This window comes from Candidatus Scalindua japonica, from assembly GCF_002443295.1.
GTDB classification, from domain to species: domain Bacteria; phylum Planctomycetota; class Brocadiia; order Brocadiales; family Scalinduaceae; genus Scalindua; species Scalindua japonica.
Genome location: NZ_BAOS01000045.1, coordinates 121,830 through 141,262 on the forward strand (window position 1 = coordinate 121,830; position 19,433 = coordinate 141,262).

Here is a 19,433-nt window from a genome sequence, read left to right on the forward strand (position 1 = left end):
TATTGAATTAGTGTTTCGGTTTAGAGTTTTTTAAGCTATTAAAATAAATTCAAAAAAAGCAATGCAGCTTTATTAATCCACATAAGCCCTATTTCATTGTTGTTGAACATAGGCATATACAACGCGCAATTTATAAGGCTGTCCACAGGATGTATTGTCTTCAATAATAACATACCATACTTAACCTCTATGATTCTTTGGAAAATATCATGGATGCCTGCCTCTTGACTGATTCCTGAAAATTTATGCCATGCCCAGTGTAGTTCAATATATGAGTTTTTTCTTGTTGCTTTGATTGTAGAAAGTGTCTTCGTAATAGAAATCTCTGGAATTTTCAAATCTTTTATCCTGGCACTTGTAACCCAGGCCAGAAATGTGTTTTTCGGCTAAGGTTATTTGCTCAGGATACACCAACAAATCAATGTCTCCGTATGGTCTTGCCGCCGAGTCAGAATATACGGTCCTCGCCAGTGCCGGTCATTTTAAGACTACATTCAGAATTCTTCAATAAGTAAGAAATCATTGGCTTTTTTCTGCATATTTTATAATATTGATATAGTAAACAAGTTAAATAAAAAGAAGACGTAATCACTGTATAGATTTTCAGATTCTGATTATATTGTTTTATCAGAATCAAATTGTATGAGTAAATGAATATCGTAAGTTTAAATAATGCTATATGGCTTTAATAATAGCAGTACAGGTGGGTACCATCCAACGTTCCTGTGTTAAAATGTTCAAAAGATCACTAACATACTGATTATGCTGTTAAAACATATTCCAAAAAAGACAATACTCCTTTTATCAGGTGATATTATTTTTATTATTCTGTCTATAGCGGTAGCTTATTATGTAAGGTTGGGCAGGTTTGACTTATTATCAAATTTCACTGGCGCGTCTATTATAACACTCACCATACATATATTTACTTTCTATATATTTGACATTTATAGTTTCAAGTATAAATTTACAACTATAAATTATTTTCTAAAATTGCTACTTGCTGTTGCTGTTGGGAGTACGCTTGTGGCCTTGAGCTTTTATCTTATTCCTCATTATCAATTTGGAAGAGGTATATTTTTTATTAAAATAATTTTTCTTACTATCTTCATGTATTTATGGAGGGCTGCTTTTGAGTCTTTTCTATTAAACAAAGGTAACAAAAAAAATGTTGGAATAATGGGAGTTGGAGTTTCCGGACAAACTATCTGTAGATTGCTTCGTAAGAACACTAACTATAATATAGTCGGTTTTTTTGACGACAATCCGAAATTGCATAATCAAACTGTTGAGCAATATTCTATTCTGGGTAATAGCCGTAATTTAAGAGATATGGCAACAAGAGGTGAAATAGATGTTGTTGTGGTTGCAATTACACAAGAGAAAAGAAGTGAATTATTTAAAAATATACTCTCTGTGAAGATGTCTGGTATTGAAGTTTATGATATGCCTTCACTATATGAAGAATTGTCAGGAAGGGTTCCAGTAAAGCATATAAGGGATTCATGGTTTATATATGTAGCATTATCAGGGATAAAAAGGAGTATATTCACTCAGAGAATCGAACGTATTGTGGATGTGATATTCTGTGTACTGGGCCTTATTGGATCGCTGCCGGTAAGCTTAATTACTATTGTTCTGATAAAGCTTGGTTCAAAAGGGAGTATTTTTTATATACAAGACAGAGTTGGACATAATGGAAAGATATTCAAGTTGATTAAATTTCGCTCAATGAAGCCGGATGCAGAAGCAAATGGTGCCGTGTGGGCAAAAGAAGGTGATCTAAGAGTGACGAAAATAGGAAGAATTATAAGGAAATTAAGAATTGACGAGATGCCTCAAATGTGGAATGTGCTTAAAGGAGATATAAGTTTAATTGGGCCAAGGCCGGAAAGGCCAGAATTTGTGAAAGACCTGGAAAAAGAAATCCCTTATTTTTCCTTGCGTCATTCGGTCAGGCCTGGATTAACAGGTTGGGCACAAGTAAATCATGGATATGTTGCATCAAAGAAAGATACTCTTGAGAAGCTTCAATATGATCTTTATTACATAAAGAACAAATCAATCCTGCTTGACTTGATTATAATTGTTAAGACCATAAAAGTTGTATTACTTGGAAGCGGGGCAAGATGAAGCTGGTAATTACCGATCTTTTTATTTGTAAAAATAGACAAAAAACAGGATGCGTAAATTATGTTAAGAACACGTGATACTTATTCTTGATATCCATGCCAGCAAGTTGTATTTTGTGATATGCCTGTAATTCTTGAATTCCATGGTGCTACTGAAGGTGTTACCGGATCGTGTTCCCAGATATCATTCGCAGATGAGAGCCTGCTTGTTGACTGTGGTCTTTTTCAGGGTAAAGAGGCCAGAGAATACATTGATTTAAAAATTAATTTTAATATATCGACTCTTAAAGGGTTGATTCTTACGCATGCGCATCTGGATCACATTGGCCGTATTCCATATCTGCTTGCATCCGGGTATACCGGCCCCATATACACGTCTGTTCCAACCTCATATCTTGTACCGGGACAACTTCAAGATGCTTTGAAAATCGGGTTTACGAAAAACCGTAAACTTATCAATAGTGTTATTAGTGTACTACAGAAACGTATCGTTCCCTGTAAATACAGGCAGTGGATATCGGTATCGGATAGTTTTAAAATTAAATTTCACCCTGCTGGTCACATACTTGGGAGTGCTTTTGTTGAGATTGCGGTTAAGGTAATTCCAGGGAAAAAACATAAGAGTTTAAACAACACAAAACGTATTGTCTTTTCAGGTGATCTTGGTGCTCCTTATACCCCAATCCTGTCTATGCCACAATCACCCTTTCAGGCTGACGTTCTCGTGCTGGAGTCAACATATGGAAACAGGAAGCACTCCGGAAGAAAGGAACGTCGTCATCACTTATTAAAGGTATTAAAGAAATCACTTTCAGATAATGGGATAATTATTATTCCCGCGTTTGCTATCGGACGTACACAGGAACTGCTTTATGAACTGAATGAAATAGTTGAAAGAGAAAAACTGTCCAGGCTTCCGGTAATCATCGATTCACCTCTTGCAAACAGGTTCACTGCTCTATATTCTGACCTTAAGGATTTCTGGGACAAGGAATCCAGGAGACGATTGAGAGGCGGTGATGACCCGTTTGTATTCCCTGGGCTTGTTAGTATTAATAATCATAAGGACCATTATAAAAGCATTACGATGGTTGAATGATAAAGGTGGGCCCGCTATTGTAGTTGCTGGTAGCGGTATGTGTACGGGAGGGAGGGTTGTAAACTATCTGAAAGAGTTCTTGCCGGATAGCAGAAATGATATTCTGTTTGTAGGATATCAGGCTTGTGGGACACCAGGGAGAGATATTATTACTTGTGGAAACAATAAAATGAGACATGGGTATGTGACCATTGATGGTAAAAGGATAGATGTTGGCGCCGGAGTCCATGAAATTTCAGGGTATTCAGCTCATGCGGATAAAGATGATCTTGTTCGTTGGGTAATGAGGTTTCGTAATAAACCTTCAAAAATATTCCTTGTTCATGGAGAAGCAGAATCAAAAAAGTCTTTGAAGAAGGAACTAGACACAATGGGGTTGGATGTAACAGTTGCAAGGAAAAAGAGATACATTGTAGATGCTTGAAATATTAATAAGAAGCTTGATATGTGTTAATTATCAGAAAACCATACATCATATTTCTCTTGACATTGTCTTATAGTGGATGTTAAATGGCAACAGCATATTGAATGTATCGATTAAAGAAAAAATATTCAGACGGGCTTATTATTTTCCTGGGAGAATAAATGCTTCAGAGCTTCAGACATGTCTTTTTTTGCGGTAGATTTTATTCGTAAGATTTATACCCATTACGAAGTTGTTTTAGGAATTTCAGGACAGGAGTTTGCCTGAAATTTTGATTTTTCGATTGAATAAAACCAGAGGCATAGCAATGCTAAGTCGAGGATTTTGTGATTGAGAAAAATCTATAAGTTCTGGTGAAATCTGGTAATGAAAACTGAAAACCAATTCGTGATGGGTATACTTACAACATTAATATGGGATTCCGGTTTAGGAAAGGAGAATTACATGGACGTTATTCGCAAAGTATCTGTTGTGTTAATAGTAGTAGCCTTGGTATCTTTTGTTGGTGGATTTGCCTATGCGGAACATAAAGCAAAGGTTAATATTAACACGGCAACAGTTGAGGAGTTAATGTCTTTGAAAGGCATTGGCGAAAGGAAGGCGGAATCTATAGTCGAACATCGTGAGGCAGTTGGATCTTTTACTACAATTGATGGCTTGAAAGACGTAAAAGGTGTTGGAGATGGGATTTATAATAAAATTAAGGACATGATTGCGATTGAATGACTCCCATATTAGTGTGTATTACATTTGAGTAGAGAGAGAATTACTTTTACTTTTTTTTCATAACATAGAGTTTTTTTGAGCAAAACCTGGAATCCCATATTTTCTTTTGTTTTGCGGAAAAATAGCTTTTGTAAAAATATTCTGATACCGTTATCAGGAAAAGAACGAAAGATACTGAATAGATTTATTTAATAATTTCCGGATTGAACAGGAAGTTTGCAACGAATCCGGTATAAAGGCCACCACAATTAGTTTAGCTGAGCATGGAAGCATAGTTAAATTATGAATAACAACAACCACGCATTTACATTAATTGAACTACTCATAGTTGTATTCATTGTTTTTGCAATTATGGGTTTAGTACTTCCGGCTCTTTCAACAATCAGGGCTAAATCTAAACAGACAGTATGCATGGGTAACATGGGGCAGATATTTAAGTGCTTTGCGCAATATGCAATTGAAAACGATGGATATCTCCCGTTGGAAAGTAATACTGGATCATGCAGCGGCGAGGTCTGGTTTAAAGCTGTTGACAGATATATAACAACGGACATATTACCTGATAATCAGACTGAGATTTCAACAAAGGAAAGACTTATGCTGATAAAACAAGACCCTGTCATTAATACGGTAGCTCAAGATAAAAAAGACAATACCAGAACCATTAAAATGAATACTCAGCTTACTCAAGGTTCAATGTGTAATCGAATGATTGATTCAATCAGGTTTCCCTCCAAAACAGTCTTGTTATTCGATGGCAGAATAAATAATCAGACTGTTGCAAGTAAGTTTGAAGGTTCCTATGGTAGCGTTGCGCAAAGGCACTCAAGAGGTGCGAACATCCTTTTTTTAGATGGTCACGTCGGGCGTGTACAGAATGGAGATACTGACGGTTCCACCAACGATGGATGGCCAGACGGGCATGCTGATCAAGGTATAGTATGGGACCCGGATTAGTAATATCTTTATGTATCTATTTCACTTCATAAATCATTTTTTACCATATATTCTATTTCTGTCTGATATCTTTTATATTTGTTTCACCCAGATTTGCAAATATGTTAATTATTTACACTTATGTCTCTCGATAGTTATGTCTAATTATTAGACATATTCCCAAAAGTATTGTTTGACAACTAATAAGTATCGGTTTATATTAAACGCAAAAGCGTGTGTGGCTGATCAGGTTTTAAATTAATTCTAATATTTCCGGAAATAAGAGTAAAAATTATCATATATTCGTAGCTTTTTTTATTTAAAGAAAATGAAAAGAATGTCGATAATATTTAAAGTGGAGAAAAATTAAAATGATCAGAAATGTAATAATCTTAATATCATTAGTACTAGTATTGTTTCATACCGGATGTACTACGCCGTCTTCGTCTAAACTGTTTGATGAGATTCCTAAATTGGCAGTTAACGAGCAGAATGAGGAGGTTGATAATAGACTGGAAGCCATAAACGGTACTTACAAACTATCACCTCCTGATGTTGTTGCAATATCAGTCAATGATAATAAAGATCTAAACACTGCGGCTACTATTAGACCTGATGGAAACATTTTTTTCCCGCTTCTGGGAGATATCTACATAGAAGGACTTACTCCATTAGAGGTACGGGAAAAGATACATAAGTTGTTGGGGCGATATCTCAAAGAACTTCCCGCGGAGGCAGTGTCTGTTCAGGTAAGAGGATTTAACAGCAAGAAGGTGTATATATATAGTTTTGGTGGGGGTATCAGACAAATCCCATTTACCGGTAATCTTACTGTGCTCGATGCTATTACAAAAACAGGTTTATTGTCACGCACCGCTAAACGGAGTAAAATCAAGGTTATTCGTGGAGAAAGTGATGTAATTGAGAAACCACAAAGTCTTGTAGTAAACCTGAATGATATTCTTAAGAAGGGAAAGACTGGAGATAATATTGTCCTCAGACCAAATGACATTGTCTATATTCCTCCTACGTTACTTGGGAGGATCGGCTTTGTTATACAAGATGTGTTAAAACCGACACAACCTGCTCAGCAACTTGGTAGTGCTGCTGCTTCTGCTGGCCGTTGGCAAACTACTGCATTCGGATTTGACACACCTGGAAATTAATATATAGGAGAACAATGGAACAGGCTCATTCATCGTTCGATTTACATAAATATACGAAACTGCTTTTAAGAAAAAAGTGGATGTGGATTATTCCCACAATCCTGTGCACTATAGGATCGGTTTTTTATGCCACGGTTCAGCCGGATGTTTATGAATCAGAGTGTACTTTGCTTGTGGAACGGTCAAAGGTGATGGATGCTGTTGTCGGTGGACAGAGAGGCGTTAGTGCTAAATCTGTGATACAGATTGTCAGACAAAAAATGTTGAGTTGGAAATCTTTGGTTTCGGTTATAAGGATTTTGGAACTCGATAAAGATTTAGAGAGGGATGACACTGCTGGTTTACAGGTGTTATATCGTAAAATAGGAAGTAAAGTTCGTTTGAAAGCAAAGGGGAGGAATCTGTTAACAGTTTCATATCGTGGAGAAAATCCGGAAATAAACTTTAGAATAGTTGATGGACTTGTTACAAACTTTATTGAGTCCAGCTTAAAGGATTCAAGAACTGAGGCAGATGAGACCGTAGAGTTTGTTGAAGAAGATTTAAAACGACTAAAAAAGAATCTTGATCATTCTGAGGAACAACTTCTCGCATTTGAGGAGGAACAACTTGAAGATTTACCGGGCAGCCAGAACTCCAAGCAGGTTAGATTATCCATAGCCAGGAAAGAGCTGATAAGAGTTGATAGAGCATTGAATGCTATAAACGAGAGAATAAAATATCTGGATGATCTTGAAGGAAGAGAAGATAAGACGATTACAGGAGAAGTGACCCGAATACCAAATCCTAAAGTAGCCACTTTATCTAAACAGATTGATAAGCTGGAGATAGAGATCAATACATTACGTGCTAAATTTTTTGATGAGCATCCAAGTATTGTAAAGAAGCTGAAAGTACTCAAGAGTTTGGAAGAAATGCGTGAAAAAGTAGCTAAAAAGGTTGTGAGTGAAGAGAAGATAGTAAATAATCCTATGTACAAAGATCTTAAGCAAAAAGGGTTCACTGCACAACTTGAACTGAAAGCGTTACAAATAGAACGGGGGGATTTAATTGAGGAAATTGCCCTCCTGGAAGAATCAGTAAAGGCAATGCCTGCTCTTAGAAAGAAGCTTTCTGAATTAAAGCGAGGTTACAATGTAAACAAACAGTTATTTGAAACACGTCTTATGCAAAAAGAAAAGGCGGAACTCAGGAGAGAAATGACCCTTGATTCGAGGACCAACCCTTATAGGATTGTTGATCCCGCAAGGATATCGTACGAACCTATAACGGTTGTTAAAGCAAAGATTGTTGGGATGGGTTTTGTTTTGGGATTAGGACTGGGAATTGCGTTGATACTTGGACTGGAGCAGATTGATCAGAGATTCAAGACGATGGAAGATGTGATAAGTTACATGAATCTTCCTGCATTAGGAATGATCCCTACAATCATTACTAACACTCAGGCTAAACAAATATTAAGAAAGAAGATAATTGTATCAAGTTCAATAGCTGGATTTATTGCTATAACGACAGTTGTTTGTCTCGTTGTAGAGCCTGTCAAAACGATTGTCAGTAAAAAAGCCAGCGTTGGTTTGGAAAAGTTGAGTAAGTTGTCAAAAAAATAAATCATTAATTTTAACAGCACTGATAAAATGTACAGAAAATTCTACGGTTTAAGAGAGAACCCATTTAATCTGACCCCTGATCCTGATTTTATTTTTCTTGGTAAGATACACAAGAAGGCATTGGCATATTTAACATATGGGTTGGAGGCCAGGAAAGGCTTTATCCAGCTTACGGGCGATATTGGAAGTGGCAAGACAACTCTGCTGAGAACTTTATTAAAGAGAAACAAGAATAAAATTAAATCAGCATTTATCGTAAATACAAAGGCAACTTTTGAGCAGCTATTCAGGTTGATGCTTTATCAATTCTCTATAATAGAATTAGAGGCAGACTATACAAAGGATGTGTTATTAGCTAAGTTCTATAATTATCTCATAGAACAGTCCAGGCAGAACTGTCCGGTTGTTGTTGTCTTTGATGAAGCTCAAAACATCGATATCCCCGTACTGGAAGAAATTCGTATGTTGTCAAACATGGAAACTGAAAAACAGGCGCTTGTTCAAATGATATTTGTTGGTCAGCCGGAACTGAGGGAGACATTCTTACTTCCAAAATTCAGACAATTGAAGCAGAGGATATCAGTCGCGTATCATGTGAATCCGCTAAGCAGAGAAGAAACGGTAGCGTATATAAACCACAGGTTAAAAGTTGCCGGTGCAGATAGCAGGGAAATCATTACTAAAGATGCGTGTTATGAGATCTATTCATATTCAAGTGGGATACCACGTCTCATTAATGTCTCATGTGATGCTACTTTACTTGCCGGGTATGTTGAGGAGAAGGCAGTTATAGACGAAAACCTTGTTAGAGAAACGATCAGTGAGTTGATTGAAGATCTTGGCAGGCATTCAAAGCAACAAGAGCCTTTGTCAACCATTTAAGTAGTTTTTATTTTAGAGATGATGTTACCACACTTTCTGTGTAATACGGAAAAAATAGTTGATAATAAAACAGAGTTTATAATTTTTTTAAGAAAAGTTTGAAAACTTAATATTTATATGTCAAATATTGAAAAAGCGTTAAAAAAATCCAGAGAGAAAGCAAGTGAAGTTCAAAAGAAAGCATCTGCTTCGGAACGTAAAGATAGGGTTCAACCTGATTTACGTGTTAAAGTTAGTGATGCTAATTCCTCCACTCCAGAGAAGACCGAACCAGACCATAGCGCACGAATGCTCGATTCTGTAGAAGCTCATGATATTGAATCTCCATATGATTCAATAACTGATAAAAATAGCAATCACATGCTATCTGCTATAGAGAAGAGTTATAACAATATTGCCGCATTTGATCCGGTGACAAGTGAGGATTATGACCTGTTAATGGAGGATAGCGGACTTGTATCACGGCTGAAGGAAACCGGTATAAAAAAAGATGAGACAGGAAGTGTGATACCCGTAACTTCGGTTAATAAGTATAATGTAGATGAGCATATAGTGTCGTATTACGAGGCTATTGGAAAGCAGACCTGGAAAGGCCCTGTAATGGTCCACTTTAGAAGGTTGCAGGTGTCACTGAATGGTTTACAGAAAAAAAACAAGTGCAAGGTGATGGTATTTACCAGCTCACAGCAGAAGGAAGGAAAAAGTACAATAGCCTTGAATATGGCGATTACACTATGTGGAGACAAGCAGAAAAAGGTTGCTATTATGGATTGTGATTTTAGAAAGCCTACACTTAATGTATTATTAGGTATTAACCCTAAAAAAGGATTATCGGATTATCTTCTTGATGAAGCGGATTTTAAAGATATTTGTATCGATGGGTTCTTGCCGAATTTGACACTTATTCCCGTAGGAAACAGACCCTCAAATACATGTGAGTTGTTTTCATCAGAGAGAATGCTGCAGGTTTTTGCATATTTGAGAGAGAATTTCGATTTTGTCATAATTGATACTCCTCCTGTACTGTCATTTCCCGACACGGTAATCCTTGCACCTCTGTCTGACGGTGTCGTTTTCATAATTAACTGTAAAAAATCCAAAAGAAAAATTGTAAAACGAGCAGTTGAAACGCTTCATGATAGTAAGATTGTAGGTTTTATTATGAATAAGAGTGAGGTGGTCGTTTCTGATTATTATGGATATTCTTCAAACTACTACTATTACGACTACGGATCATCCTGATCAATTTAAACGTATAATCAGCATTCACTTCATGCCATAAATATTTTGTCTGTTCGTATTGGGCATACAAAATTCTTATGACAGATTTACAACCCTGCCGGGTATGACTTTTGGTAGGAATGTAACTGAGATGGCGGAGCTGTGTCCGGACTTCAGTAGTTCCCTGCCAGGTTGTCAGTAAGAAATCTCCATTCAAAGATTTTAGAATAGGTACTGTCTATAATTTTCCTATCAATGCTTAATGCCATTACTATAGATGTTGAAGAGTATTTCCAGGTATCAGCGTTTGAGAAATATGTAAAATGTGAAGAATGGGGCACCTTTCCTCCAAGGGTAGAACTCAATACCCTGAAAATCCTCGATATGCTTGACGAGTTTTCTGTAAAAGCAACTTTTTTTATACTGGGTTGGATTGCCGAGCACCATCCTTCTCTTATCAGAGAGGTCCAGAAGAGAGGCCATGAGATAGCCTGTCATGGATATAACCACGAATTGATATATAATATAGGTCATGACAGGTTCAGGCAGGATATCAAAAAAGCAAAGATGTTACTTGAAGATCTATGTGGGAGAGAGGTGAGTTACTATAGGGCGCCGAGTTATTCAATTACAGAGAAGTCTTTATGGGCATTGGATATCCTGATTGAGGAGGGATTTACATGCGATTCAAGTATATTTCCGATTCATCACGACTTGTATGGAATACCTGATGCCATCAGATTTCCCCATACAATAGACAGGCAACATGGTGTTATAAGGGAGTTTCCTGTCTCTACGTTTGAAGTAGGGTTTTCCGGTCATAAGTTTCGTATTCCGGTATCCGGTGGGGGGTATCTGAGGTTACTGCCTGTGCGGTTTATCAAAAGGGCTTTAAGGCACATAAATGAGTGTGAAAGGGAACCGGTAATTCTCTATTTTCACCCTTGGGAGATAGATCCTGAACAGCCCAGAATCAGGGCAGGTATCAAGTCAAGGTTCAGGCATTATATAAACCTTGACAGGACTATGGGAAAAATAAAATATCTATTATCTTCATTCAGGTTTGCTCCTGTCAGCCAGGTCCTGGATGCCAATGAAAACTGAAGTAAACCGTTACTTCGGCAAGACTTTGAAATCTTCAGAATAAACGGGTAAAGGTATTATTAAAGTCATATTAGCATCAGAAAATGAAAAAACCATATGGGACAAATATGTTACGGAGCATAAGGATACCACGCCTTATCACTTTTATGCGTGGAAACAGGCCGTAGAGTCGGCATATGGTCATAAATGTTATTATTTTATAGCAATAAATGATACGGGAGAGAGTGCAACAAGGAAAGCAGTAGGTGTTCTACCGCTTGTTCACATGAAAATACCGTTCAGGAAAGGAAGCTTGATATCCCTTCCTTTTTGCGATACTGCCGGGCCTCTGTTTGATAGCGAAGAGATTGAAAATATTTTTATCAGTGAAACGTTATCACTTTGCAGAAAAATCGATGTAGAAAAGATTGAAATACGGTCTCCAATATCAGAAACTGGTTTTAAGATCGGTTCATTTCCGACTGAAACGATCTCTCATAAAGTAAGAATGTTTCTTGATTTGCCGGATAGTTCGGAGAAGCTCTTAAAGAGTTTTAAATCGAAGCTTCGGAGCCAGATTAATAAACCGGTAAAAGAAGGACTTCGTTTTGAATGGGGTAGTATTAATAAACTCAATGATTTCTATCAAGTGTTCTCTGTTAACATGAAGGAGCTGGGATCTCCTGTTCATTCGTGGATGTGGTTCAGCTCTATACTGGAATTTTATGAGGATAAAGTGCGAATGGGGTTAGTATATAAGGGGTCACAACCTGTAGCTTGTGGGATAGTGTTGCTGGTTAATGATACCGTTACAATCCCATGGGCTTCTACTCTCAGAAAGTATAACTACCTTTCACCCAATATGATGCTTTACTGGAACTTTCTGGCTTTTGCTTCTGATGGAGGATATGCATATTTTGACTTTGGTCGTTCATCACCAGGTGAAAGTACTTACCGTTTCAAAGCCCAATGGGGAGGGCAACCGGAAGCATTATACTGGCACAATATCAGTATAAAGAAAAAAAAAGTATCAAAGGTGAATACTACGCCGGAAAAATTAAATGCAAACAGAGAAATCGCAACTTATTTGTGGAGAAAGCTGCCACTATGCGTGGCAAATAGTTTAGGCTCAAGGATTAGAAAGTATATATCTTTGTGAATAGGGAATTATGGAATTGAAGAATTTCGATTTGTCTGAATTGATTTATTTATGAGCTTTTTTTATCATATACCACCATCTGCAGCGCCAATATATGAGAAGGATATATATAATTGCGTAAGGGGGTTCCTGGGAGTTGAGGATTATATATATAAATTCAGAAAAGAGCTTGAGGAGTATTTTCAGACAAGAAATGTGTACCTGGTCTCATCCGGCAAGGCTGCCTTGACCGTTATACTTCAGGCATTGTATCGTGTTGCTGGAGATACTCACAAAGATGAAGTTATTATACCCGCATATACGTGCTACTCTGTTCCTGCTTCAATCATTAAAGCCGGTCTGAAAGTCAGGCTTTGTGATATAGACGAAAATACACTGGACTTTAATTACTCTCTCCTGCCTGATACTTTGTCGGAACGGACTTTAGCGGTAATTCCGTGTAGTCTGTTCGGCATACTTTCGGATATAGAGAGGTTACATGACATTGTTCAAGGTAAGGGGATATTAATAATTGATGATGCTGCCCAGGCGATGGGCGTTTCTATAAATGGAATGTTAGCAGGGACCAGAGGTGATGTCGGAATATTTAGCCTTGACAGGGGCAAGAACTTTACAACGGTAGAAGGTGGTATAATCATGACAAACAGGACGGATATCGCTGATGAGATAGAAAAGATATTATCCAAAACTGGTAGATATTCTAAACTTAGACAGCTTGTCATACTGTTAAAAGCAACGATTTTCTCGCAAATATTACGTCCTTTCCTCTATTGGATTCCAGCAAATTTTCCAGGTCTTGGTGTGGGTGGGACATTTTATTCAACACACTATGTAATCAGAAATATGTCAAATACACAAGCGGGCCTGGCCTGGAACTGGCGTGCGAATTTGACAAGGTTCAATCTGGCAAGAAAAGAAAATACAGAATACTATTACAGGGAATTATCCGGTTTTAACAATATCAACTGCCTGAAGAGCGGACCTGAAGCAACTTATCACAGGTTTCCATTCTATTTGGATGGGGGAAAAAAGTTAGATATGAACAGATTAAAATTGCTTGGTATGAGTCAAAGGTATCCTGATAGTATTGATAATATTCCGGAGTTGCAATATAAGAACAGAAACAACTATCCGGTTGCATCATCAGTTCCAAAGAGATTGTTTTGTCTGCCAACACATATAAAATTTAAAAAGTCATTCAGACTTAAACTTATTCAACAATTAAAAGAGATAGGAATGAATTAAATTTTTAAGTCGTATCATCTCTCGTCAAAGGTGCGACTGAAAATACAAAAATACTTATGTCATTAACTAATCCATTGATTATTCGGTTTATTATTCTATTTGTACTCATGATATGTACATATTATCCCATAATGGCGGAACTGCTCAATGTCTGGCTGGGAGACTCAAATAATTCTCATGGATTATTAGTTCCGTTAATGTCAGGATATTGTGTATACCTGAAGAGGGAAAATATAAAGAGGTATCTTGCGGATATACATAATTTAAGAAGTAGATTCTGGTCAACCTATTGCGGATTAATTGTTTTTGTGGTTAGTCTGTTTATATATGTTTTGTTTCTAATAGGGCATATGGCATTTGTAACAAGGCTGATGTTCGTATGTTCTCTGATATCACTTGTCTGGTATTATTTTGGGTTGAGACTGTTGAGGATTTTATTCTTTCCGTTATTTTTCCTGTTTTTCATGATTCCGGTTCCTGTCAGCTTTGTAAATCATATCACTTTGCCTATGAAGACATTTGCTACAAACATATCCGTTCCTCTGATCAAGGCTTACGGTGTTCCTCTTGTACAGGAAGGGAACATAATCCATTTAACTACCTGCACCCTTGAAGTTGCTGAGGCGTGTAGCGGGATCAGGTCTATGACTTCAATGCTTATGCTGGCTTTCTTTTTTGCCTATATGATTAAAGGTAAATTTTACAAAAAAGTGATTCTGGTTTTACTTTCTCCTGTTATTGCGGTACTGGTAAATGTTTTACGAATTACGGGAACCGGTATTCTGGCTAATATTTATGGAGAGACAGTTGCCAGAGGATATGTTCACGATATTTCCGGTTATCTCGTCTTTATATTTGGTTTTGGGGCACTTTCTCTTTCATTCAAATTACTTAACAGAGAGCAGGCATACGATGAAGCAGAGTAGATTTTATATACCGCTCATTATTTTATTACTAACATTTGGTTCGGTTATCTATTTGTCTGGCAGATCTATGCCTGACGTTGTTGACAAAAGACTTGCCAATCTACCTCATACAATTGAGACATGGAAAGGTGATGACTTTAGTCTGGACCAGCTCGTTATTGATGAGCTGGATACTGATGTTTCTATATCGAGAAATTATGTGGATATTAACGACAAACATATTGTTACACTTTATATTGGATATTATGGAACCAAAAAAGGAGGAAGAACAGCGCACAATCCCAACGCCTGTTATCCGTCATCCGGGTGGAGAATCATGAGCGATACAGGCACTACTATCGCGGATGGTCATGGCGCTGTTAACAGAATGGTGGTGAAAAGAAGAGGTGTGTCTCGAATAGTTTATCATTGGTATCAGGACGGAGATAAAATTATACAATCAGGGATTGAACAAAATATAAATCGATTTATTAATAAAGTACGATTCAACCGGAATGATGGTGCGTTTGTCAGGATATCTATTGACGGTAGAACGGATGGTGCGGAAGATGTCCTGATACAGTTTGGAAGACTGATCATCCCTCTTATCGCTGAAAACTGGCCGGTTGAAGGATAAAGGTGAAAATCTAATTCATGGTTAAATTATATCAAAAAATATGTGCGGCATAGCGGGTATATACATAGTAGAAAATAGATATTGTAAAGAAACGGGTCAGGATATAAAGAAAATGACTTCGTCTTTAACGCATCGCGGGCCGGATGACTGTGGGTACTATATTGATGATAAGATCGCCCTGGGTCACAGAAGGCTCAAAATTATAGATTTAGAAACAGGCCGTCAGCCTATGTTTAATGAAGATAAAAGTATATCTCTTGTCTTTAATGGTGAGATATATAATTATAGAGACTTAAGGAGAGAGTTACAGGGCAAAGACCATAGGTTTTCAACAAATAGTGATACGGAAACTGTTATACACGCCTATGAAGAGTGGGGTGAGGAGTGTTTGAAAAAACTGAGAGGAATGTTCGCGTTTTGTATCTGGGACTCTCGTAAAGAAACGATCTTCCTTGCGCGCGACAGATTGGGAATTAAGCCGCTTTTTTATTCTCAGTATAATGGGAAATTTGTATTTGCCTCAGAGATAAAATCAATTATTTCAGATATTCATTTTAAGAAACAAATAGATAAAGAGGCATTGGCATCATATTTTATGTTTTCCTATATTCCCGCGCCACTGACAATTTACAAAAACATAAAAAAATTACTTCCGGGGTATTCCCTGATACTGAAAAAAGGTAATGTGGTCCTTAAACAATATTGGGACCTGTTTTTTGAGCCTGACAGAAAGAAAAAGGAAGAAGATTTCATCCATGAATATATGGAATTGTTAGAAGAATCAGTAAAGATGAGGCTTATGAGTGATGTTCCTCTTGGCGCTTTCCTCAGTGGGGGTATAGATTCCAGTGTGGTTGTTGCATTGATGAGCAATAAAAACAATATTCCGGCAAATACCTTTACTATCGGTTTTGGTGGTGATACCGGTGGGTTTGATGATGAACGAAAATATGCGAGGCTGGTTGCCCGGAGATATAATACAAACCACAGAGAACATGAGGTCTTGCCGGATGTAGAAGGGGTCATTGAAAAAATTGTGAATTCATTTGACGAACCATTTGCGGACGACGCGACAATACCCTCTTATTTTGTTTGTAAAATGGCACGGGAAAATGTGACCGTGGCATTGTCCGGTCTTGGAGGAGATGAGGCTTTCTGTGGTTATGAACGTTATCTTGGCTTTCATATCAGCCATATTTATAATAAGATACCTGGAATTATCAGAGAAAAAATTATTAGAGTATTGATAGAAAAGTTGCCGGAAAACTCTTCAGGTGGAAATAGAGTCAACCATTTGAAAAGATTTGTCAGATCTTCGTCCTTAAGTAATGCGCAACGTTATCTCGGTTTTACTTCTAAGTTAAACAGGTTGTACAAAGATTCGTTTTTTTCTGATAATAATGATTATGAAAATGCGTTAGACTCTTCACATAACAGATTTTTGAGGTACTTTGAATCACCAAATGCTGAGGACCCACTGGACAAGGTCTTTTACTGTGACATCAAAACATATCTCCCGGAAGATATACTTGCCTGTACCGACAGGTTGAGTATGCACCACTCTCTTGAAGTAAGGGTCCCTTTCCTGGACCATAAGTTGCTGGAATTTTCCGCGACAATACCATCTGAGCTCAAATTAAAATGGTTTCAGAAGAAATACCTTTTAAAGAAAGGAGTATCTCACCTGCTGCCCAAATCTGTTGTCAGGCACAAAAAACAGGGGTTTGTCGGGCCTATGACAAAGTGGCTGCAGACAGATCTGAAGAAAATGACATTAGAAAGATTATCTGACAGGAACTTAGAGAGGCACGGCATTTTTAATCGTACTACCGTTAGTAATATTCTTAATGATCACTACAATGGTCGAGAGACCAATGATACACTAATCTGGTCATTATTAATGTTTCAAACATGGTTTGATGCGTATATGAACTGAATAAAGAGATGCTGGTATTAAAAGTTATATTCTGGATTTCAGGGTTAATGATAATTTATCCATATGTGGGATATATAGTCCTTTTATGGACTATATCTCTATTTGTATCAAAGATTAATAGAGAGTCAACAGCACTGGTGTTACCAAAGGTAACACTTCTAATCTCTGCTTATAATGAAGAATTCGTAATTAAAGATAAAATCCTTAACTCTTTGTCACTGGACTACCCGAAAGACCTGATAGAGATAGTGGTTGTTTCTGATGGTTCCGACGACGGAACCGGAAGTATAGTAGAACAATACGAAGATCAAGGTGTAATGTTAAGACACTTTGAAGGAAGAATCGGTAAAACTGCGTGTTTGAACAAAGCAGTAGTTTTGTCAAAAGGTGAAATTGTCGTCTTTTCGGATGCGAATTCAAACTATGATAAGGATGCCATAAAAAATTTAGTAAGACATTTTTGTGATCAGAAAATAGGATTTGTGACAGGGACCACAAAATATGTTACAAACAGCGATGAGAACGCTATCGAATCTGTTGGGCTTTACTCCAGAATTGAAAAATTCACAAAAATGCTGGAAAGCAGAATTGGCTCTTGTGTAGGGGCTGATGGGGCTATTTTTGCCGTCCGTAAAAGTCTGTATCAACCACTTAAGGATTACGATATCAATGATTTTGTAATTCCTTTGAGTGTGGTTAAACAAAACCATAGGGGGATACTTGAAAGCAGCGCCTTTTGTATTGAGAAGACCGCAAGTGATATCAGGGGGGAGTTTAGTCGGCAGATAAGAATTACCAACAGGACTATCAGGGCAATTTTCAATAATGCGAGTCTGTTAAATCCATTCTGCTGTGGGTTCTTTTCATTAGAATTGCTGTCCCATAAAGTATGCAAATTCCTGGTCCCTTTCTTTATGTTAATAATGTTTTTTACTAACATGATGTTAATTTCTCAGGGCTCTTTATATGTTGCTGTTTTTATAGCACAGATCTGTTTTTATCTTATTGCAATCATAAATCACAGTTTGCATTTTTTACCTGTACTGTCGAAATTGGCATCCGCGTCTTATACCTTTACAACAGTAAACCTGGCGATACTGTTAGGATGGGTGCAATACCTGAAGGGGGAAACATACACAACATGGTCCCCTGGCCAGAGAGGAGACATAATACAATAATGAAGATAATCCATGTCGTTGGTGCGAGACCGAACTTTATGAAAATAGCGCCTCTAATGGATGCTGTTATTGCCCATAACCACTCTTCCAAAAGACACATTAATCAGGTCCTTGTCCATACAGGTCAGCATTATGACGAGAAGATGTCCAGGTTGTTTTTTGATGATTTGAGGATACCGAAACCAGATATAGATCTGGAGGTGGGGTCCGCTTCTCATGCCGAACAGACAGCCCTCATAATGGAAAGGTTTGAAAAGGTGTGTTTAAGAGAAAAGCCTACACATGTCCTGGTTGTTGGTGATGTAAATTCTACTATTGCGTGCGCGCTGGTTGCTTCCAAACTAAATATCCGTATAATCCATGTGGAAGCGGGGCTGAGAAGTTATGACAGGACTATGCCGGAAGAAATTAACAGGGTCCTTACTGACGCGATTTCAGACTTGCTCTTTATCACAGAGAAAAGCGCTGAGGAAAATCTAAAACGAGAAGGAGTTAATGGGGACAAAATATTTTTTGTAGGTAATGTCATGATCGATACACTCCTGAAACATAAAGAAAAATCACAAGAGTCAGATATCCTTAACACGCTTCGACTAAAGGCACAGGATTATGCGGTGATAACGCTTCACAGACCTTCGAATGTGGATGATCAGAATAGATTCAAAGAGATATTCTCCGCGCTCAACGAAATTTCCGGGAAAATTCCTCTGGTTTTTCCTATACACCCGAGGGCAAAAAGCAGTATCGATAAATTGAACGGTGGCGTTAACAACAATATAACCTTTTGTGAACCACTCAGATATCTTGACTTTCTTAAAGTTATGTCTGACGCCAGATTCATATTAACGGATTCAGGTGGGATACAGGAGGAGACAACGGTGCTTGGGATTCCGTGTCTTACCATAAGAGAAAATACTGAAAGGCCTGTTACGATATCTCAAGGTACTAATAAACTTGTTGGTACCGGAAAGGAGAGAATCGTACAGGAAGCAGAAAATATTCTGTATGGAAATACTCAAAACAGCATGATTCCGGAACTGTGGGATGGTAAGGCGGCAGAGAGAATTGTTAAAATATTGGCCATTTCAGAGAAATAA

The 19,433-nt window shown here is 37.6% G+C and carries 19 protein-coding genes; 17 read left to right on the forward strand and 2 right to left on the reverse strand.

Annotation, left to right across the window (positions count from 1 at the left end):
- Positions 1-38: 38 nt before the first annotated feature.
- Both SCALIN_RS21840 and SCALIN_RS24235 read right to left on the reverse strand, forming a co-directional pair.
- Positions 39-338 carry a hypothetical protein gene (locus tag SCALIN_RS21840; protein WP_133112124.1) on the reverse strand — a complete coding sequence of 100 codons (300 nt, stop codon included), beginning with the start codon at positions 336-338 and terminating at the stop codon, positions 39-41.
- A complete protein-coding gene (locus SCALIN_RS24235) occupies positions 265-417 on the reverse strand; it encodes a hypothetical protein (RefSeq protein ID WP_420885450.1) in 153 nt (50 codons plus the stop codon). The genes SCALIN_RS21840 and SCALIN_RS24235 overlap by 74 nt, the downstream gene beginning before the upstream one ends.
- A 345-nt stretch (positions 418-762) precedes the next feature.
- Here SCALIN_RS24235 and SCALIN_RS20700 point away from each other — a divergent pair, with 345 nt between their 5' ends.
- From SCALIN_RS20700 to wecB, 17 genes are all read left to right on the forward strand, one after another.
- Entirely contained in the window at positions 763-2,133 is a 1,371-nt protein-coding gene (locus SCALIN_RS20700; RefSeq protein WP_096896335.1) for a TIGR03013 family XrtA/PEP-CTERM system glycosyltransferase, read from the forward strand.
- A 120-nt stretch (positions 2,134-2,253) separates the two neighbouring features.
- Positions 2,254-3,231, forward strand: coding sequence for an MBL fold metallo-hydrolase (locus tag SCALIN_RS20705; protein ID WP_203415599.1), 978 nt, complete (start codon positions 2,254-2,256; stop codon positions 3,229-3,231).
- A complete protein-coding gene (locus SCALIN_RS23585) occupies positions 3,224-3,655 on the forward strand; it encodes an MBL fold metallo-hydrolase RNA specificity domain-containing protein (protein WP_203415600.1) in 432 nt (143 codons plus the stop codon). Before SCALIN_RS20705 ends, SCALIN_RS23585 begins: the two co-directional genes overlap by 8 nt.
- Before the next feature lie 366 nt (positions 3,656-4,021).
- The gene (locus tag SCALIN_RS20710) at positions 4,022-4,381 is read left to right on the forward strand and encodes a ComEA family DNA-binding protein (protein WP_203415601.1); all 360 of its coding nucleotides are present in this window, start codon (positions 4,022-4,024) and stop codon (positions 4,379-4,381) included.
- 282 nt (positions 4,382-4,663) lie between these two features.
- Complete coding sequence (locus tag SCALIN_RS20715; RefSeq protein WP_096896393.1) at positions 4,664-5,338, forward strand: prepilin-type N-terminal cleavage/methylation domain-containing protein; 675 nt, start codon at positions 4,664-4,666, stop codon at positions 5,336-5,338.
- A 350-nt stretch (positions 5,339-5,688) separates the two neighbouring features.
- On the forward strand, positions 5,689-6,483 hold the full coding sequence (locus SCALIN_RS20720) for a polysaccharide biosynthesis/export family protein (RefSeq protein ID WP_096896336.1): 795 nt from the start codon (positions 5,689-5,691) through the stop codon (positions 6,481-6,483).
- 14 nt (positions 6,484-6,497) lie between these two features.
- Positions 6,498-8,090 carry a Wzz/FepE/Etk N-terminal domain-containing protein gene (locus SCALIN_RS20725; protein ID WP_096896337.1) on the forward strand — a complete coding sequence of 531 codons (1,593 nt, stop codon included), beginning with the start codon at positions 6,498-6,500 and terminating at the stop codon, positions 8,088-8,090.
- Between the two features lie 27 nt (positions 8,091-8,117).
- Entirely contained in the window at positions 8,118-8,972 is an 855-nt protein-coding gene (locus SCALIN_RS20730) for an ExeA family protein (RefSeq protein ID WP_096896338.1), read from the forward strand.
- Positions 8,973-9,089: 117 nt separating this feature from the next.
- Positions 9,090-10,214 carry a CpsD/CapB family tyrosine-protein kinase gene (locus tag SCALIN_RS20735; protein WP_096896339.1) on the forward strand — a complete coding sequence of 375 codons (1,125 nt, stop codon included), beginning with the start codon at positions 9,090-9,092 and terminating at the stop codon, positions 10,212-10,214.
- A gap of 234 nt (positions 10,215-10,448) precedes the next feature.
- Positions 10,449-11,297, forward strand: a complete 849-nt coding sequence (locus tag SCALIN_RS20740) for an XrtA system polysaccharide deacetylase (protein WP_096896340.1) — start codon at positions 10,449-10,451, stop codon at positions 11,295-11,297.
- A gap of 292 nt (positions 11,298-11,589) precedes the next feature.
- Complete coding sequence (locus SCALIN_RS20745) at positions 11,590-12,435, forward strand: GNAT family N-acetyltransferase (protein ID WP_162532450.1); 846 nt, start codon at positions 11,590-11,592, stop codon at positions 12,433-12,435.
- A gap of 51 nt (positions 12,436-12,486) precedes the next feature.
- Entirely contained in the window at positions 12,487-13,680 is a 1,194-nt protein-coding gene (locus tag SCALIN_RS20750) for a DegT/DnrJ/EryC1/StrS family aminotransferase (RefSeq protein WP_096896342.1), read from the forward strand.
- 56 nt (positions 13,681-13,736) lie between these two features.
- Positions 13,737-14,606 carry an exosortase/archaeosortase family protein gene (locus SCALIN_RS20755; RefSeq protein WP_096896343.1) on the forward strand — a complete coding sequence of 290 codons (870 nt, stop codon included), beginning with the start codon at positions 13,737-13,739 and terminating at the stop codon, positions 14,604-14,606.
- Entirely contained in the window at positions 14,593-15,222 is a 630-nt protein-coding gene (locus tag SCALIN_RS20760) for an exosortase C-terminal domain/associated protein EpsI (protein WP_162532451.1), read from the forward strand. The genes SCALIN_RS20755 and SCALIN_RS20760 overlap by 14 nt, the downstream gene beginning before the upstream one ends.
- 40 nt (positions 15,223-15,262) lie before the next feature.
- Positions 15,263-17,158, forward strand: coding sequence for an asparagine synthase (glutamine-hydrolyzing) (gene asnB, locus SCALIN_RS20765; RefSeq protein ID WP_096896345.1), 1,896 nt, complete (start codon positions 15,263-15,265; stop codon positions 17,156-17,158).
- An 8-nt stretch (positions 17,159-17,166) separates the two neighbouring features.
- Complete coding sequence (locus tag SCALIN_RS20770) at positions 17,167-18,336, forward strand: glycosyltransferase family 2 protein (protein WP_096896346.1); 1,170 nt, start codon at positions 17,167-17,169, stop codon at positions 18,334-18,336.
- On the forward strand, positions 18,336-19,433 hold the full coding sequence (gene wecB, locus SCALIN_RS20775) for a non-hydrolyzing UDP-N-acetylglucosamine 2-epimerase (RefSeq protein WP_203415602.1): 1,098 nt from the start codon (positions 18,336-18,338) through the stop codon (positions 19,431-19,433). Before SCALIN_RS20770 ends, wecB begins: the two co-directional genes overlap by 1 nt.

Bases quoted from the DNA above. Each gene is read 5' to 3' on its own strand.
- SCALIN_RS20700 (WP_096896335.1), top strand. From the start codon at position 763: ATGCTGTTAAAACATATTCCAAAAAAGACAATACTCCTTTTATCAGGT.
- SCALIN_RS20705 (WP_203415599.1), top strand. From the start codon at position 2,254: ATGCCTGTAATTCTTGAATTCCATGGTGCTACTGAAGGTGTTACCGGA.
- SCALIN_RS20710 (WP_203415601.1), top strand. From the start codon at position 4,022: ATGAAAACTGAAAACCAATTCGTGATGGGTATACTTACAACATTAATA.
- SCALIN_RS20715 (WP_096896393.1), top strand. From the start codon at position 4,664: ATGAATAACAACAACCACGCATTTACATTAATTGAACTACTCATAGTT.
- SCALIN_RS20720 (WP_096896336.1), top strand. From the start codon at position 5,689: ATGATCAGAAATGTAATAATCTTAATATCATTAGTACTAGTATTGTTT.
- SCALIN_RS20725 (WP_096896337.1), top strand. From the start codon at position 6,498: ATGGAACAGGCTCATTCATCGTTCGATTTACATAAATATACGAAACTG.
- SCALIN_RS20730 (WP_096896338.1), top strand. From the start codon at position 8,118: ATGTACAGAAAATTCTACGGTTTAAGAGAGAACCCATTTAATCTGACC.
- SCALIN_RS20735 (WP_096896339.1), top strand. From the start codon at position 9,090: ATGTCAAATATTGAAAAAGCGTTAAAAAAATCCAGAGAGAAAGCAAGT.
- SCALIN_RS20740 (WP_096896340.1), top strand. From the start codon at position 10,449: ATGCTTAATGCCATTACTATAGATGTTGAAGAGTATTTCCAGGTATCA.
- SCALIN_RS20750 (WP_096896342.1), top strand. From the start codon at position 12,487: ATGAGCTTTTTTTATCATATACCACCATCTGCAGCGCCAATATATGAG.
- SCALIN_RS20755 (WP_096896343.1), top strand. From the start codon at position 13,737: ATGTCATTAACTAATCCATTGATTATTCGGTTTATTATTCTATTTGTA.
- SCALIN_RS20760 (WP_162532451.1), top strand. From the start codon at position 14,593: ATGAAGCAGAGTAGATTTTATATACCGCTCATTATTTTATTACTAACA.
- asnB (WP_096896345.1), top strand. From the start codon at position 15,263: ATGTGCGGCATAGCGGGTATATACATAGTAGAAAATAGATATTGTAAA.
- SCALIN_RS20770 (WP_096896346.1), top strand. From the start codon at position 17,167: ATGCTGGTATTAAAAGTTATATTCTGGATTTCAGGGTTAATGATAATT.
- wecB (WP_203415602.1), top strand. From the start codon at position 18,336: ATGAAGATAATCCATGTCGTTGGTGCGAGACCGAACTTTATGAAAATA.